This is a genomic window from Shewanella psychromarinicola, from assembly GCF_003855155.1.
GTDB lineage: Bacteria > Pseudomonadota > Gammaproteobacteria > Enterobacterales > Shewanellaceae > Shewanella > Shewanella psychromarinicola.
On the sequence record NZ_CP034073.1, the window covers coordinates 3435203 to 3452019 of the forward strand.

The 16817-nt window shown below is 41.8% G+C and carries 10 protein-coding genes, 5 tRNA genes and 1 pseudogene; 1 reads left to right on the forward strand and 15 read right to left on the reverse strand.

The window, feature by feature from the left end:
* Positions 1-606: 606 nt before the first annotated feature.
* The 14 genes and pseudogenes from EGC80_RS15090 to EGC80_RS15155 all read right to left on the reverse strand — a co-directional run bounded on the left by EGC80_RS15090 (position 607) and on the right by EGC80_RS15155 (position 11268).
* A complete protein-coding gene (locus EGC80_RS15090; protein WP_124013058.1) occupies positions 607-1053 on the reverse strand; it encodes a hypothetical protein in 447 nt (148 codons plus the stop codon).
* A 581-nt stretch (positions 1054-1634) separates the two neighbouring features.
* Positions 1635-2297 carry an endonuclease III gene (nth, locus tag EGC80_RS15095; RefSeq protein ID WP_124013059.1) on the reverse strand — a complete coding sequence of 221 codons (663 nt, stop codon included), beginning with the start codon at positions 2295-2297 and terminating at the stop codon, positions 1635-1637.
* A 59-nt stretch (positions 2298-2356) separates the two neighbouring features.
* On the reverse strand, positions 2357-3052 hold the full coding sequence (locus EGC80_RS15100; protein ID WP_101031120.1) for an electron transport complex subunit E: 696 nt from the start codon (positions 3050-3052) through the stop codon (positions 2357-2359).
* Positions 3045-3692, reverse strand: coding sequence for an electron transport complex subunit RsxG (rsxG, locus tag EGC80_RS15105; protein ID WP_101031122.1), 648 nt, complete (start codon positions 3690-3692; stop codon positions 3045-3047). Before rsxG ends, EGC80_RS15100 begins: the two co-directional genes overlap by 8 nt.
* A 2-nt stretch (positions 3693-3694) precedes the next feature.
* Complete coding sequence (gene rsxD / locus EGC80_RS15110; RefSeq protein ID WP_124013060.1) at positions 3695-4747, reverse strand: electron transport complex subunit RsxD; 1053 nt, start codon at positions 4745-4747, stop codon at positions 3695-3697.
* 2 nt (positions 4748-4749) lie between these two features.
* Positions 4750-7232 (reverse strand): annotated as a pseudogene (gene rsxC, locus EGC80_RS15115) (electron transport complex subunit RsxC).
* Positions 7226-7804 (reverse strand): electron transport complex subunit RsxB, encoded by a 579-nt coding sequence (gene rsxB / locus EGC80_RS15120; protein WP_124013157.1) that lies wholly within the window; start codon positions 7802-7804, stop codon positions 7226-7228. The pseudogene rsxC and the gene rsxB overlap by 7 nt, the downstream one beginning before the upstream one ends.
* Positions 7805-7806: 2 nt before the next feature.
* Positions 7807-8385 carry an electron transport complex subunit RsxA gene (gene rsxA / locus EGC80_RS15125; RefSeq protein WP_101034661.1) on the reverse strand — a complete coding sequence of 193 codons (579 nt, stop codon included), beginning with the start codon at positions 8383-8385 and terminating at the stop codon, positions 7807-7809.
* A 140-nt stretch (positions 8386-8525) separates the two neighbouring features.
* Positions 8526-10424 (reverse strand): EAL domain-containing protein, encoded by a 1899-nt coding sequence (locus EGC80_RS15130; protein ID WP_124013061.1) that lies wholly within the window; start codon positions 10422-10424, stop codon positions 8526-8528.
* Positions 10425-10758: 334 nt separating this feature from the next.
* A tRNA-Asn gene (locus tag EGC80_RS15135) sits at positions 10759-10834 on the reverse strand.
* A 46-nt stretch (positions 10835-10880) separates the two neighbouring features.
* Positions 10881-10956, reverse strand: a tRNA-Asn gene (locus EGC80_RS15140).
* Positions 10957-10985: 29 nt separating this feature from the next.
* A tRNA-Asn gene (locus EGC80_RS15145) sits at positions 10986-11061 on the reverse strand.
* A 23-nt stretch (positions 11062-11084) separates the two neighbouring features.
* A tRNA-Asn gene (locus EGC80_RS15150) sits at positions 11085-11160 on the reverse strand.
* Positions 11161-11192: 32 nt separating this feature from the next.
* Positions 11193-11268: transfer RNA gene (locus EGC80_RS15155), tRNA-Asn, on the reverse strand.
* A gap of 1380 nt (positions 11269-12648) precedes the next feature.
* Between EGC80_RS15155 and uvrB the strand changes: the two genes are divergently transcribed.
* Complete coding sequence (uvrB, locus tag EGC80_RS15160; RefSeq protein WP_124013062.1) at positions 12649-14670, forward strand: excinuclease ABC subunit UvrB; 2022 nt, start codon at positions 12649-12651, stop codon at positions 14668-14670.
* Positions 14671-15298: 628 nt separating this feature from the next.
* Here the strand turns inward: uvrB and asnS are convergent.
* The gene (gene asnS, locus EGC80_RS15165) at positions 15299-16699 is read right to left on the reverse strand and encodes an asparagine--tRNA ligase (protein WP_101031133.1); all 1401 of its coding nucleotides are present in this window, start codon (positions 16697-16699) and stop codon (positions 15299-15301) included.
* Between the last annotated feature and the right edge of the window lie 118 nt (positions 16700-16817).

Below are 16817 nucleotides of genomic sequence, written 5' to 3' on the forward strand. Positions count from 1 at the left end.
ATTCACTAGCCGTTATCACAGCGAGCCACATCTATCAGCTGTACTTAATGAAATGAAAAATGCTCTATTGCTCTTGCTTACCTATATATATCAATAGATCAAACTACTTAAGTCCAAACTACCAACTCAATATTTTAACGTCCACTTTCGTCTCTATGTTAGCGTTGGGTGAGGTTATGTCGAATAACAAAAATCGACCGCTTTGAGGTCATCGTGACGCTTAGCATCATATATTGGAATGAAATGTTGTTAACTCTCAAAAAACTGACAAATATGCTCATTGCGAAAGTGACTAGTAGCAACACCAAAGCTTCTTCTATCCTATCTAAATAGCTCTTTCAAACGCAGATTTTTAGTATCTAAAACCATCCGTTTGTGGCGTAGAACAAACATTAAGTGAGAAAGCTTTCTATTGACGATAGTCGGTAGGCTTTTGTTTAGTTGGCGATGTTCTATGGTGGAGATTTGGGTATGTGCAGCTTGTTTGGCCTTATAGATGCTGACGGTTTGTTTGCTGTTGTGAATGAGTGATGTGTGAGTGTTGTTTTCTCGATAAAAAAAGTAGGGTAATGAAGCTCCCCCTACTTTTTTGGTAACAGTTAAGTCTTAATCTCGATATTTCATCTCTTGCAGCAATGAAGTACTCATGATGGTTCGAAACTCAGCACGGTTACCGCTTTCAGATTCCATCTTTTCCATACTTTTCTTTGCCCACGCCATATACGTGGTACGACGCTTTTCATTTTCAGCAACGGATGCCATGTTTTCGAATACACGAACCAGGTAAAGGTCAGGCTCATCCATTCTGGGGTGTACATTACTAATAACTTTAGCATCTATTAGCCAGCCTTGAGATTTGGCATAATCGCTGTTTTTACGCCATTCGCCCGCAAGCCACGTCGAATATTTAAGGCCAGCACCATCGGATATTTTTATACCTGTAACTTCCCAATACTCACCACCAATAAAAGGTGGTTCTTCTGCATATACATTTTGAATAGCGAATAAGCTTAATACACAAAACAATAATCCTTGGATTGAATTTGTTTTCATTTTTTGTATTTCCTAATTATTCGTGAACATGGGTGTTCACAGTGATATAAAAATAGTTCAATGTTTTTACTTTGTCTAATTTGGATTTGCTTAACATACAGGTGATCATATGACCGCAATAGCTTGGGGAAAACAGCAGAAAAATCGAGCTTAATCGGTGCAGGAACACGAGGTCATGTTGGTGCTACTTTTGGTTTAGAGGCGGGCAGATTAATTGGCATACCTATCGGTGCTTATATAAGTAGAAAATTATAGTGGCATAATAAAACTGGGCTGCAATATAAATTTAAACAGAACTCGATACGTCAGCTTTAGTATGTAAACAGTCTATTTTGAATCCGTTTTACATTCAGGCAAGAGTCTCCTCTTTGGCAGCTACTAACCTTAACTTTTTATTCGATAAATTCAAACTTTCAATATTTTTCTGGATATCTCGAAAGTTCATTTCAGTGTCAGGAAAATACTAAATAAGTAATAACAGAACCACTTACTCTTCGTGGCAAGAGTGAAGATAGATCAAGCTATGATAATGATTACCTACCATAGCTGACGATGAGATTATAAATGGGTTAAGTAAATCTTTAGTCTTCAGTCTTCTCTTTAAAGTCACACAAGTCTTCGATAATACAAGAACCGCAGCGAGGCTTTCGTGCTATGCACGTGTATCTACCATGCAAAATTAACCAGTGATGTAGATCATACATAAATTCAGTTTTGTTAGGGGTGTTCTTAATGATGGCTTGTTCGGTTTCTTCAACAGTCTTACCTTTAGCGTAGCCTGTGCGATTAGCTACTCGTTGAATATGTGTATCAACAGCAATAAAGTATCTACCTTCATTATCTTTTAGCCAGCCAAATGCCGTATTGAGAACGACGTTTGCTGTTTTTCGACCCACGCCAGGTAAAGCTTCTAGTGCGTCTCTGTTTTCTGGTACCGCACCATTATGCAAATCCAGCAGCATTTTACAGGCGTTAATCACATTAATAGCTTTGTTATTGTATAGGCCAATGGTTTTAATGTATTGCTTAAGCCCGTCAACCCCTAAGTCAAATATGGCTTGAGGCGTATTGGCAACAGGAAACAGCTTATTGGTCGCTTTATTGACACTGACATCGGTCGCTTGTGCTGATAATGTCACAGCAACTAATAACTCAAATGGACTTGAAAAGTTCAATTCAGTTTCAGGTTTAGGGTTATTGTCTCTTAATCGGTTGAGAATTTGGATACGTTTATCTTTATTCATATTAATCAGTCAATTCATCGTTAAGTTAACGGCCGTTTTAGAGTAACCGCGGAGTCTTGTTAGTTGACTTTAGTGATCCGAGCACGCGTCACGCCAACACTTTCAGCTTTAGGCTGCTGTGCTTTTACTCGGCTATCGATGACATTTTTAAGGGCAATTAATAATCCCATCGCTATAAATGCTCCCGGCGGCAACATCGCCAATAAAAATGGTGTGTCCACATGCCACACATGAATCGTTAACACACTCGCCCAATCACCTAATAATAAATCAGCACCACCAAATAGGGTCCCTTGACCGAGTAATTCTCGGCTGGCACCTAAAACAACCAGTACAGCAGTAAAACCTAACCCCATCATTAATCCATCAAAGGCCGAGTGGGCTACAGAGTTACGAGAGGCAAATGCTTCAGCGCGGCCGATGATGACGCAGTTGGTCACAATCAGTGGTAAAAAAATGCCTAACGACAAATATAGATTATAGGCATAAGCGTTGATCAGTAATTGTACGCAAGTGACAAGTGCGGCAATGATCATAACAAATACTGGGATACGAATTTCTTTAGGAACAATATCGCGTACCAAGGAAACTAAGACATTGGATCCAATTAGTACCAACAAAGTGGCAACCCCCAAACCTAATGCATTTGTGATTGTTGCTGTCACAGCAAGCAGCGGACATAAACCTAATAGTTGGACTAATCCGGGGTTATTCTTCCATAACCCTTGAGCCGCGATTGCACGATAATTACTCATGGTTGGCCTCACAGGCATAATGACTTTGGTAGAGCGCTTGGCGATGTTGTTCAACAAATGTCATCGCATTTGCAATGGCTTTAACATAAGCGCGCGGAGTAATGGTCGCACCGGTAAATTGATCAAATTGTCCGCCATCTTTTTTCACTTTCCAGTCGCTTGAATTTCCAGTAAAACGTTTGCCGCTGAAATGAGTGACCCAATCAGACTTTCGTAAATCAATTTTATCGCCTAAGCCAGGCGTTTCTTGATGGAAAAGGGTGCGAACACCCAATATTGTCCCGGTGTTATCAACGCCAATAATGAGTTTTATTGCTCCGTTATAACCATCTGGAGCAATGGCTTCAATCGCGATGGCAACAGGTTGTTCGCCTTTATAAGCAAGATAGGCCGGCAAATCGGCTTTAGTGCCTAATAGCTGCGGAGAATTAACCAAAATACATTGCTCACTGAGTACATTGTCGTGTAATTCGGTCGGAATAATTTGGTTAAGCGTTAGGGTTAATTGTTTTTGCTGTTGCAATAATATTGTGTCACTGGTTAAGGCATTCACCAACGCGACGAGGCCGGTGCAACATAAGGCAAATAGGCCGAGTAACAGGCCATTTTTAATCATCGGGTTAGTTGTTAAAATAGACATAATTAATTTCCTGCTCGATGACCATAGCTACGCGGGCGAACATAATAATCAATAAAAGGTGCGCACATGTTAGCTAACAATACGGCAAATGCGACGGCATCAGGGTAGCCACCAAAGGTGCGTATTAAGTAAATGAGTAAGCCTATCATGGCGCCAAATATCAGTCGACCGCGAGGACTCGCTGCTGCAGTGACTGGGTCGGTGGCAATAAAAAATGCCGCCAACATGGTACCACCGGAAAATAAATGCATCATTGGACTGACGAAGGTATCCGGACTGATTAAAAATCCGCCACTGGCGCAAATAAATAATGTCAGTAAAATAGAGACGCTGATGTGCCAGCGTATAACATGAAGCTTGAGCATGATTAGCCCACCTACAAGGTAAGCCAAATTCACCCAAAACCAGCCGGCACCGACACTGCCATTGAAGATGATTTTAGCCAAACTTTCTGTCGTGGTCATGCCCATTGAAAGATCGGTCTTAAGTGTGTCCAGTGGTGTTGCCATTGTGGTGCCGTCAATCGCAAGCCGAAAAAAATCTGCCGAATAGACGTTGTTTAATTGAAAAATACTGTTAATAGTATTGCTTAAATCTGCGCTATTGAGCGTGAGCGTTTGCGGAGCGACCCATGATGTCATTTGCACTGGGAATGAAATCAACAATAGAACGTAAGCGGCCATAGCCGGGTTAAAGACGTTATTACCCAGCCCGCCGTAAAGCTGCTTAACGATGACAATGGCAAATACTGTGCCTATTACAATGAGCCACCAAGGTGCTAAAGGCGGAATCGCAACCGCAAGTAAGCTTGCAGTAACCAATGCACTATTATCAGATAACGTGGCGGAAATATTTTTGTTTCGTAACTTCATTACGGCAGATTCAGCTAAATAAGCCACTGTAATGGCGAGTAATAACTGTACAAGAGTACCATAACCGAAATAATAGCTTTGTACTGCAATACCCGGTATTAGGCATAGCGCGACACGTTTCATCACTTTATTGGTGTGCAATGTTGTGCTGACATGTGGAGATGAGGCAATTTTAAATGCCATAGTTATTGTTCCTCTTGCTTAGCACTGTTAGCGAGCTTTTTCGCTTTTGCTTTGGCGACAGCGGCAGCAATTTTGGCTTTTTTGTTATCTACAGCTTGGGTGGTGGCTGAATGAGTTACTTCAGCTTCACTCGCAGTGTTGTGGTCATTATCGGTAATAGTCTGATTTTTGCTAACGACAGCATGTTCAGTCACCGCAGTGCTTTTTGTATCGGCAGTACTTGTTGTCGCTGAGCCATTGGCTAATGCCGCTTTTTTGGCTTTAGCACGTGCAACCGCCGCAGCAATTTTAACTTTTTTGTCATCTACAGCTTGGGTGGTGGCTGAATGAGTTACTTCAGCTTCACTCGCAGTGTTGTGGTCATTATCGGTAATAGTCTGATTTTTGCTAACGACAGCATGTTCAGTCACCGCAGTGCTTTTTGTATCGGCAGTACTTGTTGTCGCGGAGCCATTGGCTAATGCCGCTTTTTGGGCTTTAGCACGTGCAACCGCCGCGGCAATTTTAGCTTTTTTGTCATCTACAGCTTGGGTGGTGGCTGAATGAGTTACTTCAGCTTCACTCGCAGTGTTGTGGTTATTATCGGTAATAGTCTCCTTTTTGCTAACGACAGCATGTTCAGTCACCGCAGTGCTTTTTGTATCGGTAGTACTTGTTGTCGCGGAGCCATTGGCTAATGCAGCTTTTTTGGCTTTAGCACGTGCAACCGCCGCGGCAATTTTAGCTTTTTTGTCATCTAGTGGTTGGGCTGACTCATTGATAACTTCAGCTCCACTGGGTGTGTTGAGGGCGTTTGTTTGCGTTGACTCATTGGCTAATGCAGCTTTTTTAGCTTTAGCACGTTCAATGGCGGCGTTAATGACTGTTTTATTTACGTTGGTGGTATCGATTGCTACATTGCTCGAAGATGCAAGGCTTGTGGCAGCGGAACCTTGCGTTACTGAGTCTGTTGCTTGAGCTTTTTTCGCGGCGATACGTGCCATCGCGGCGGCAACAGCATCTTTATCACTCGATTTCATATTTGCTTGGCGCTTGGCGGCAGCTTGCTTTGATTTTTCTTCGCGCGCATTTTTTTCATCTTCAAGACGTTGTAAGCGAGCTTCAAAACGAAGTTTAGCTTTTTCAGCTTGAAGTTTTTCTTCAGCGGTATTTTTCAGCGCCGACTTAGCGATACGATAGTATCCAACTAAGGGGATATCACTTGGACAGACATAGCTACAACAACCACATTCAATGCAGTCTTTTAAATTAAAACTCGCTGCTTTATCGTATTCTTCAGCTTTTGCGTGCCAGAATAACTGTTGTGGTAACAATAATGCCGGGCAAACGACAGCGCACTCACCACATCGAATACAGGCTTTCTCATCTGAATCGGGTGCTATTTCTGTTTGGCTTGGTGTTAGCAAACAGTTGGTGCCTTTTAATATTGGCACATCAAGTTCGGCTATTGCATATCCCATCATTGGGCCGCCTACAATGATTTTTTGCGCGCGCTCTGGTTTGAAACTAACTTGACTGAGGGCATCGGCTACGGTTGTGCCTATTCTAAGCCAATAGTTTCCGGGTTTACCGATGTTTTCGCCCGTTAATGTTACCACGCGTTCAATAAGTGGTTTACCTAGTAATACCGCATCTTGTATTGCATAGGCGGTACCGACGTTATGCATAACAATACCGAGTTGGGCTGGAATCGCGCCACTTGGCACTTCTTTACCGGTAATAATTTGAATAAGTTGTTTTTCACCGCCAGAAGGGTACTTTGTTGGAATAACGGTGACGCGGATCATGTCGTTGGGCAATGAACTGCGATGAATAGCCGATTCCATAGCCTGCGCGGCTTCAGGTTTGTTGTCTTCAATGGCGATGATAATGCGCTGTGGATTAAGTAAATGATCGATAATACTTATACCAGTTAAGATTTCATCACTGTATTCACGCATTAATCGATCATCAGCACTGATATAGGGTTCACATTCCACACCATTAATGATGACTAAATCGATTTCGCTGGCGGGGTTGAGTTTGACATGGCTAGGAAACGCCGCGCCGCCCCTGCAATCCCTGCGTGTTTGATTTTGTCTAGAATAGCCGGTTTTGACAATTGTTCAATCTGACCTGGTACCAGTTCACACCAAGTATCTTGACCATCAGCTTCGATGATGCAACTCAACACAGGTAATAAAGAGGGATGGTTACTATGGTGTTCTTCTATTGCCACAACCGTCCCAGAGGTAGGCGCGTGAACCGGTAAATAGGTAAAACCAGCACCTTCAGTGATTGATTGTCCTCTTAATACCTTGTCACCAACACGAATGCTAAGTGCGGCCTGTTGACCGACAAGGGGAACCGGGACCACAAATCGCGATGATAGTGGTAAAGGTAAAATTGTGCGTTGATTGGATAATGATTTAAGTTCAGGTGGATGGATCCCGCCAGGAGAGCGCCACAAAGTACCTTTATCTAATTGCTCTAATAACGTTAGCACCGTTTTTCCTCTTGCTCAGGATCGATCACGTTTACTGGGATAGCGTGTAACTTCCAGTCCCAATTTTGTATTGTGGTTGCAACGGGGATCATATCTATACAATCAACAGGGCAAGGTTCAACACATAAGTCACAGCCAGTACAATCTTTGACAATAACGGTATGCATTAATTTACCGGCACCTAAAATAGCGTCAACTGGGCAGGCTTGGATACACTTAGTGCAACCAATGCATTCATCTTCGCGGATGTAAGCCACTTTTTTCACATTAGCTTGAGCCTCTTCGCCTAACGCTTCAGGTTCTACCCCCATGAGCTCAGCAATTTTTTCCATGGTAGCGGTACCGCCTGGAGGGCATTTATTGATTTTCTCACCATTGGCGATGGCTTCTGCATAGGGTCGACAACCAGGGAAACCACATTGACCACATTGAGTTTGCGGTAGCAAGGTTTCTACTTGATCAACAATAGGGTTGCCTTCGACTTTAAATTTTTTCGACGCAAAACCCAAAATGACACCAAACACCAATGCTAAGGCGGTTAGTATGGCGACGGCAATTAATATACTCGAAATCATTAAGTAACCAGCCCCGCAAACCCCATAAAGGCTAATGACATTAACCCGGCAGTGATCATGGCAATTGCACCACCTTTAAAAGGTAAAGGCACATCGGCGGCCGCTAATCGCTCACGCATGGCAGAAAATAAAATTAACACTAATGAGAAGCCAACCGCAGCACCAAAACCATATATAGCCGATTGAATAAAATTATGGTCTTCATTGACGTTAAGTAAAGCGACGCCTAATACGGCACAATTGGTGGTGATTAATGGTAAATAAATGCCCAGCGCGCGATGTAAGGAGGCACTGGTTTTTTGCACTACCATTTCAGTAAATTGCACCACGACGGCAATCACTAAAATAAAGCTCATGGTGCGTAAATAACTGAGATCAAATGGTTGTAACAGAAATTCATTAATTAAATAACTCAAAATAGACGCTAGGGTCAACACAAACGTGGTTGCCATCGACATCCCAATTGCTGACGCTAATTTGCTCGACACCCCCATAAAAGGGCATAGACCTAAGAATTTTACCAGAACAAAGTTGTTTACCAGCACTGTGCCGATTAACAGGAGAAGGTAATCTGTCATTGCTACAATTTTTTGACCAATAGTTGTTAGTATTATCTTAGGTTTGACGCCGATAAACAACGGATAAAAAATAAGGTTAAACATAAAATGTTTAACCTTAGAATAAAAGCGTGTTTTTTTACCCTTTATTAACCTTGTTGTTACTGTTTAAGCAACAACAATTCAGGTTTAGCAATATAATATCCTTGTAGTCCGTCCACTAAGAGTTTTTCTAGGGTGAGCTTTTCATCCTGCTTTTCAACACCCGTGGCTATGACGCGGATACTGATGCGTTTTGCGATATCAACGATCATCCTAATAAAAAACTTATTATTATTATCTTGTTCTATATTGTCACTGTAACTGCTGTCTAACTTGATAAAGTCAGGACGTACTTCACGGAAAAATTTAAATGAGGTAAAGCCTAAACCAAAGCGCTCGATAGCGATTTTTGCGCCTACTTTGTGTATCTCGGTAACAAATTGATGGCTAGACTCTAAATTGGTCTGCATTCCTGATTCATTAAGTTCAAACACTAATCGAGCAGCGGTGCCACGGTGTTTAGACAATATATCTTTTAACCAAACCGTAAAACTGCCTTGAAGCGCTGAGGACGCACTGATATTCACTCCCATATTACCTGAAATACTCGGGTTTTCACTCAAGATTTTAATGGTTTGTGTGACAATCATTTTATCTAATTCAATACTCATCCCATAACGTTCAGCCATCGCAATCACTGTGGTTGTTGGTAAATGTCTACCTTCGCCGTTATAAAAGCGAGCCAGTAACTCGCGGTAAACTTCAGTAGCATTGTTACAGGGTTGAATAGGTTGTTGATAAAATTTTACGCTTCGACGATTAATCAAGTCGCCGATAGTGATTTTCCAATGGTCTGTTCCGACTTGCTCATCACCCGATAGCTTCTCTAATTGATAGTAACGATTAGGCCCCAGAGTTTGTGCCACGCTGACGGCGGTATCAGCTAATGCCATCAATGCTAATGGCTCGTTTCCTTGCTGATAGGGCACCATACCCGCATGCGCTATAGAGTCACTTTTTGTGCTTTGGGCATATTCGTCAAGATAACGTTTAAGTTGCTCTAAAAATCGCTCACCCTCTTTTAGGGAAATACTGTCAATGAAAACAGCAAAATCACCACTAGAAACCCTAAAGCACTTATTCGCGCCAAGCTTTGATGCCGATTTACGAATGCAGCTTGCCAGTTTTGCTAAATAATCATCACCAGCAGCGCGGCCATGTAATTGGTTGACGCTTGCAAGTTCAGCCGCCTTAACCACAACCAGTACACCATATTGCTGTTTATCCGTTTTACTTATCGCTTCAATATGCTGGGTAAAGCGTTGGCGCGTTGAAAAGCCACTGACGGGATCTTGGTAAGCGGCTTTGGTTAACAATTCATTTTCTTTACTTACCCGATCTAGGCTGAGCTTTAATTGACCACGGCAAGTTTCTATTGCGTTACCTAATGGTTTCAGTACGCCCGGGAAGCGTGATTTTTCAATGGCGAGGAATGATAAGTCAGGGATATGAGCAATGTATTCAGCAGCATAGTTGATTCTACGACGATGTAACTGCACGAGTGCGGCAAATAACAGCATCAGAATGATATATGCCGCGATTAATAATGTCGCGGTTTGCCTTAAGTCATTAAAGCTGGGTGACAACACACTGGCAGTGTCTAATCTCACTTGTAAGCGACCATCGGCAAAGTTTTGAACGTGACCTAATTCAATATCAAAAACTTGGCTGGCAAAATCGTCTGAAGGGCGAAGTAAACTGCCATAGGTAAAATTATTATTACTGTCGGTATTATGGATATATTGAAAAAACTGAAAAGAAAAGTCTTTAGACATGCGTTGGTATAACGCTTCTCCGCTGCCATGCCAGTCATCAATGGTTTGTACATTTTGTTGATAACTTGCGCGCGCAACTTCACCTTGTTCCTGTACTTGGTTATTTTCGACCGTGTAAATTTGGAAGATTAATAATCCAAACACAAGGAAAAGAACCAGCTGAAAGGATTTCGATAAGCCCATAAAACATCCATTCCCATAAGTGTTTTTGGCTAAATTTGCTCAGTCCGGCACAAGCTTTGTGCTGAAGAGGTTCGAACAAGATGTTAACCAAAAATATAATGATCTAAATAGTTTATATTATAATCAATATTATCATAGCAGAAATGAGATTAGTTAATTATTAATCTAAGGTATTATTACATATAGAAAAATTAACTATATTTCACTAAAAAAGTAGTCTTAAATAAATGATGATAACTAAGATAAATGAAGCGATTGGAAGGTTATGATATTGAAAGTAAAGAGTAGATTAACAAACGCGAGGTTTTAACAGAAGAAATATTGCCGATAATAATGGCTCCCCAGACTGGACTCGAACCAGTGACATACGGATTAACAGTCCGCCGTTCTACCAACTGAACTACTGGGGAATTGATTATTACTAGTATCAACTTTTGTAATTACTAATATTTGAAATGGCTCCCCAAACTGGACTCGAACCAGTGACATACGGATTAACAGTCCGCCGTTCTACCAACTGAACTATTGGGGAAGCGTATTATTTCAAATTTGTTATCTCGATGGCTCCCCAAACTGGACTCGAACCAGTGACATACGGATTAACAGTCCGCCGTTCTACCAACTGAACTATTGGGGAATTATTTCGATAACAGTAAATATTGGCTCCCCAAACTGGACTCGAACCAGTGACATACGGATTAACAGTCCGCCGTTCTACCAACTGAACTATTGGGGAATTATATTTACATCTCAACTCATATGACTAAATGGCTCCCCAGACTGGACTCGAACCAGTGACATACGGATTAACAGTCCGCCGTTCTACCAACTGAACTACTGGGGAAGCGTTTTTAGCAATGTATTGCCGAGAACGGAGCGCATAGTAAAACGCTCTGGTAACTGAGTCAACTCGAGTTATAAAAAAAAACGCATTTATGTGCCTAATTGGTTACCAAACACACATCGTGAACGACTTTTGGGCATTTATGTCGATTTTTGAACAATGAAAAGAAAATTAATCACTTACTCTTAAAATTCATTCTTAAGGTGATAACGACGATATTCTGCTGGGGCGCTTATATTTGGTGTCTATGACTGGGTGTTTACGTTGACCTTTTTCAGATATGTTTTGCAAGACGAACGTGTTTATATCCGTTTTCGTTAATAAACTGATTTCGTTTTCGACACTTTTTTTGGAAAGTGCCAGTTAATCATATTGAGTCGACGAAGACCTTGGATGAATAGAGCCATAGAGCCTTGTCATGGCGTATGCTTTCTTATTGCAAGGAGTTTGATACCACAGGTCATATTATAAATATATCGTCGACAGACTTGATGAGGGCCTTTGTGATGTCATTGCGAAAGAGAGAGTCGGACGTGACTGCCAGGTGAGGCGGGGTTATTCGAGTATTGGTATTATCTCAAAAGCCATTGCATGGACGTTGCCAATGATGACAAGCGAGATGGGTCGGGTGATAGTTGTTGAATGAATATTTGAGCTGGCGAGATATGATCGCAATGTTGATCGACCTTCAATGCATTGTTAAGCTATCAGTTAACTAATGATTTAAAATAACAGCTGAACTATTGTCGCTATCTTTCGTATAAATGTGCAAATGTAATTAAATTTCATCACAACTTTCTTACGCTCTGATGAAATTCATTTGGGCGCTACCCCGCAGCAGTATTGAGCTTTCTTGACTTATCCACTAAATCTGTGGATAAACTTGTGGACTTCTACTGTAAATGAGCGGCAATCCCTTGTAGTACTTGAGTCGGACTTAAATTGGTACAATTAATTGGCGATAATTTAAGTTGTTTTTAATCAGTGACATAAAAAAAGCAACTTCTTTTTTTGCTCACTGTTCTGTCAGTTGCAAAATTGTAATCTCTTTGTCATATAGATTGTGTATTAAATTGAGCTTTAGCCTGATTTTTCGGCGTATTAGCGACCTTTCTACCTGATCTAATGATGTTGTTTATTACTTTCATTAAATGACGTTTATTCTGTCATATTGAGGGAGTATCTGACTGATAATGATCTTATATCGCAATAAGATCATCTCACAATATTTTAGCTGCGAGGCCAAGGTTTTTCAGTCAAGGGTTTATCAATGCCCATGCTTATCGATGTAAGTTACCGCTAATACCGTACGATTATGTATCGCCATTTCCCCGTGTTTAGGTATATGATCATCGGTTCAATAGAATAGGAAACCGTGTTGTGTCAGAGTCAGTATTTTCCCTAGAGTCCAAGTTCGAACCCGCGGGCGATCAACCTACAGCGATAAAAAAATTAGTGGATGGCCTAGCATCAGGTGTTGCGAGTCAAACGTTATTAGGCGTAACAGGATCAGGCAAAACTTACACCATAGCCAATGTCATCAAGCAAATGGGCAGGCCCACCATTATTATGGCGCCCAACAAAACCCTTGCGGCGCAACTTTATGGTGAAATGAAAGAGTTTTTCCCACATAACGCCGTTGAATACTTTGTGTCTTACTACGATTACTATCAACCAGAAGCTTATGTACCCGCTTCTAATACCTTTATTGAAAAAGATGCATCGGTTAATGCTCACATTGAGCAAATGCGTTTATCGGCCACTAAAGCGTTATTAGAGCGTAAAGACGTGGTACTTATTGCCTCTGTGTCCGCTATCTATGGTTTGGGTGATCCCGACTCCTACATGAAAATGCTATTGCATTTACGCCAGGGTGATTTTATCGGGCAACGTGACATTCTCATCCGACTCAGTGAATTACAATACAAACGCAATGACATTGAATTAAAACGCGGCACATATCGTGTTCGCGGTGAAGTAATAGACATTTTTCCAGCAGAATCTGAACGAGAAGCGATTCGAATTGAATTATTTGACGACGAAATAGAACGCTTAAGCGAATTTGATCCCTTGACCGGACAGATTAATAAGCGAATAGTTCGCACCACAATTTATCCAAAAACACATTACGTGACTCCGCGAGAAAAAATTATTGCGGCGACTGAAGAAATTAAACAAGAGTTACGGGAACGTCGTCAATATTTACTCGATAACAATAAACTGATTGAGGCTCAGCGGATCACTGAGCGCGTTCAATACGACATTGAAATGATGGTCGAGTTAGGTTATTGCTCAGGGATTGAAAACTACTCGCGTTATTTATCAGGCCGATCCACTGGCGAGGGCCCGCCAACCTTATTAGACTATTTGCCGGCAGACGGCTTACTTATCATCGATGAGTCACATGTGACGGTGCCGCAAATTGGGGCCATGTATAAAGGCGATAGAAGCCGAAAAATGAACTTAGTGGAGTATGGGTTTCGATTACCATCAGCATTAGATAATCGGCCGCTTATGTTTGAAGAATTTGAGCGGTTAATGCCGCAAACCATTTTTGTTTCGGCGACACCCAGCTTATATGAACTTGAAAAAAGTTCCGGCGAGATAGCTGAGCAGGTTGTAAGGCCAACAGGATTGCTCGATCCTGTGCTTGAAGTTCGCCCTGTGGGAATTCAAGTTGACGATCTCTTGTCTGAGATCCACAAACGCGTGGCGGTCAATGAACGTGTGTTGGTCACCACATTAACCAAACGGATGTCAGAAGATCTCAGCGAATATCTTGACGAACATGGAGTGAAGGTGCGTTATCTGCATTCTGATATTGATACCGTTGAGCGAGTTGAGATTATTCGTGATTTACGTCTAGGGCATTTTGACGTGCTGATCGGAATCAACTTATTACGTGAAGGTCTGGATCTGCCTGAAGTCTCATTAGTGTGCATTTTAGATGCAGATAAAGAAGGCTTTTTACGTTCAGAACGCTCACTTATACAGACCATAGGTCGCGCTGCCCGAAATGTTAACGGTAAAGTCATTTTATATGCGGATCGCATCACCAACTCCATGGCTAAAGCCATGGATGAAACTGATCGTCGCCGTGAAAAACAACACCAACACAACATTGACAATGGCATAGTACCGCGAGGGGTAGTGAAAAGTATCACAGATGTGATGGATGTGGGTGGTACTAACTTCAGCAAAGGTACCCGTAAAAATCACTCTAAATATGCCGAAGTGGCAGAAGAGCGAGCGAAATACACCAGCATTGCCGATTTGAGTCATCAAATTGATAAACTGGAAAAACAAATGCATGAACATGCTAAGAACTTAGAGTTTGAGCAAGCTGCGGCCGTGCGTGATGACGTCAAACATTTACGCGATCTCATCATTGTAAATAGTTAATACATTCAGCTGAAACCAAACGGCCACATTATCAATGTCAAGATGTCTAAATCTGGCCGAGGGAGTTAACCAGATGAGATTATGCTTCAGTTAATTGATTAACTTCGTTTCGGTTTGCATTAGTGGTGGCGCACGTAATACCGTGACTATTATTGAAAGCCAACATTTAGTGGGTACAAAAAGTCAGCAATTTGCTGATTTTTTTTGTTTTATTTATCTCATTTGGCGGAAAAAAATCGAGATCTGAGCGAAGCGTTAGTCGCGGGATAATTCAGAGAGCATTCATATTGTTAATATTTAGATCGCTATCTATGAGCCATATCTAACGGTTCATTTACTCACTGAACACCTGCCCAGATTGATTTTATTATTAATGAAATAGCATGAACAACAAAGCCTTATCAGAACAGCTGTGGGTATAAGCTTTACTCGTGGCATTTATGTTAAGTTCATTTATGTTAAGTTCATTTATGGCCATCACCTTGTGACGCCCGCATTAAGATAGGGATAGTCAATGTGGTGAGTAGAAAGGCGATAGCAAGAGGGTAAATATCAAAATAACAGGTCAAACAGTCAATAAAAAACGCGCCAATTGGCGCGTTTATGCAGTTTTATATTATCGAGATAATTAGAAACTGGCTGATCGAGGTGCGCGTGGGAATGGGATAACATCACGAATGTTATTAACGCCAGTCACATAGGAGACTAAACGCTCAAAACCTAAACCAAAACCTGAATGAGGTACGGTGCCGTAACGGCGAAGGTCACGGTACCACCAGTAATCTTCTTGGCTTAAGTCCATTTCAGCTAAACGTGCATCTAATACATCTAAACGCTCTTCACGTTGCGCGCCACCGATGATTTCACCGATACCTGGAGCAAGTACGTCCATCGCTGCAACGGTCTTACCGTCATCATTTAAGCGCATGTAGAAAGCTTTAATGTCTTTAGGGTAGTTTTTAACGACTACCGGTGCTTTAAAGTGCTCTTCTGCTAAATAACGTTCGTGTTCAGACTGTAAATCGATGCCCCATTCGACTGCGAAATCAAACTTTTTACCGCAGTTTTTCAAAATCTCTACCGCATCAGTGTAATCCACTTGCGCGAAATCGCTGCTGACGAATGCCTGCAAACGATCAATAACCGTTTTATCGACACGCTCGTTAAAGAAGGTTAAATCATCCATGCGTTCTTCAAGTACTGCTTTAAAAGCGAACTTAAGCATTTTTTCTGCTAATTCAGCAGCATCGTCTAAGGTTGCAAACGCCACTTCTGGCTCGACCATCCAAAACTCTGCAAGGTGGCGAGTGGTGTTTGAGTTTTCAGCACGGAACGTTGGGCCAAAAGTATACACTTTAGATAATGCACAGGCATACGTTTCGGCGTTCAACTGGCCCGATACGGTTAAGAATGCTTCTTTACCGAAGAAGTCTTTGTCGTAATCAACTTTACCGGCTTCAGTACGCGGCAAGTTTTCCATGTCTAATGTCGACACGCGGAACATCTCACCGGCACCTTCACAGTCAGAAGCCGTGATTAAAGGAGTTGATACCCAAATAAAGCCTTCTTGATGATAGAAACGATGGATAGCTTGGGATAAACAGTTACGTACACGGGCAACTGCACCAATAATGTTAGTGCGAGGACGTAAATGGGCAAGTTCACGTAAATGCTCAATAGAGTGGCGTTTAGCCGACATTGGGTAAGTATCTGGATCGTCAACAAAACCTGTGACCACGATTTCAGATACTTGTAGTTCAAATGCTTGACCGGCACCAGGAGAGGCAACCACTTCACCGGTCATGATAACCGAGCAGCCAGCAGTCAATTTCAATACATCGTCATTGTAATTGGCTAGGCTATTTGGCACGACACCTTGAATAGGGTCGAAACATGAACCGTCATACACGGCCAAGAAAGAGATCCCCGCTTTTGAATCACGACGAGTTCTGACCCAACCACGGACAGTGACTTGTGAACCAATGGCGTGTTCAGCTTTAAATACAGAAGCGACAGATGCAATGCTCATTGTTGCTTAATTCTCCAACATAACGAATATAAATATAAATTTGGCGTTTATCTTACCTTGCTGGTGACTTTTCTCAAGCTGAAAACGCTATTCTATGGTGAATATTGTGATACTTTTG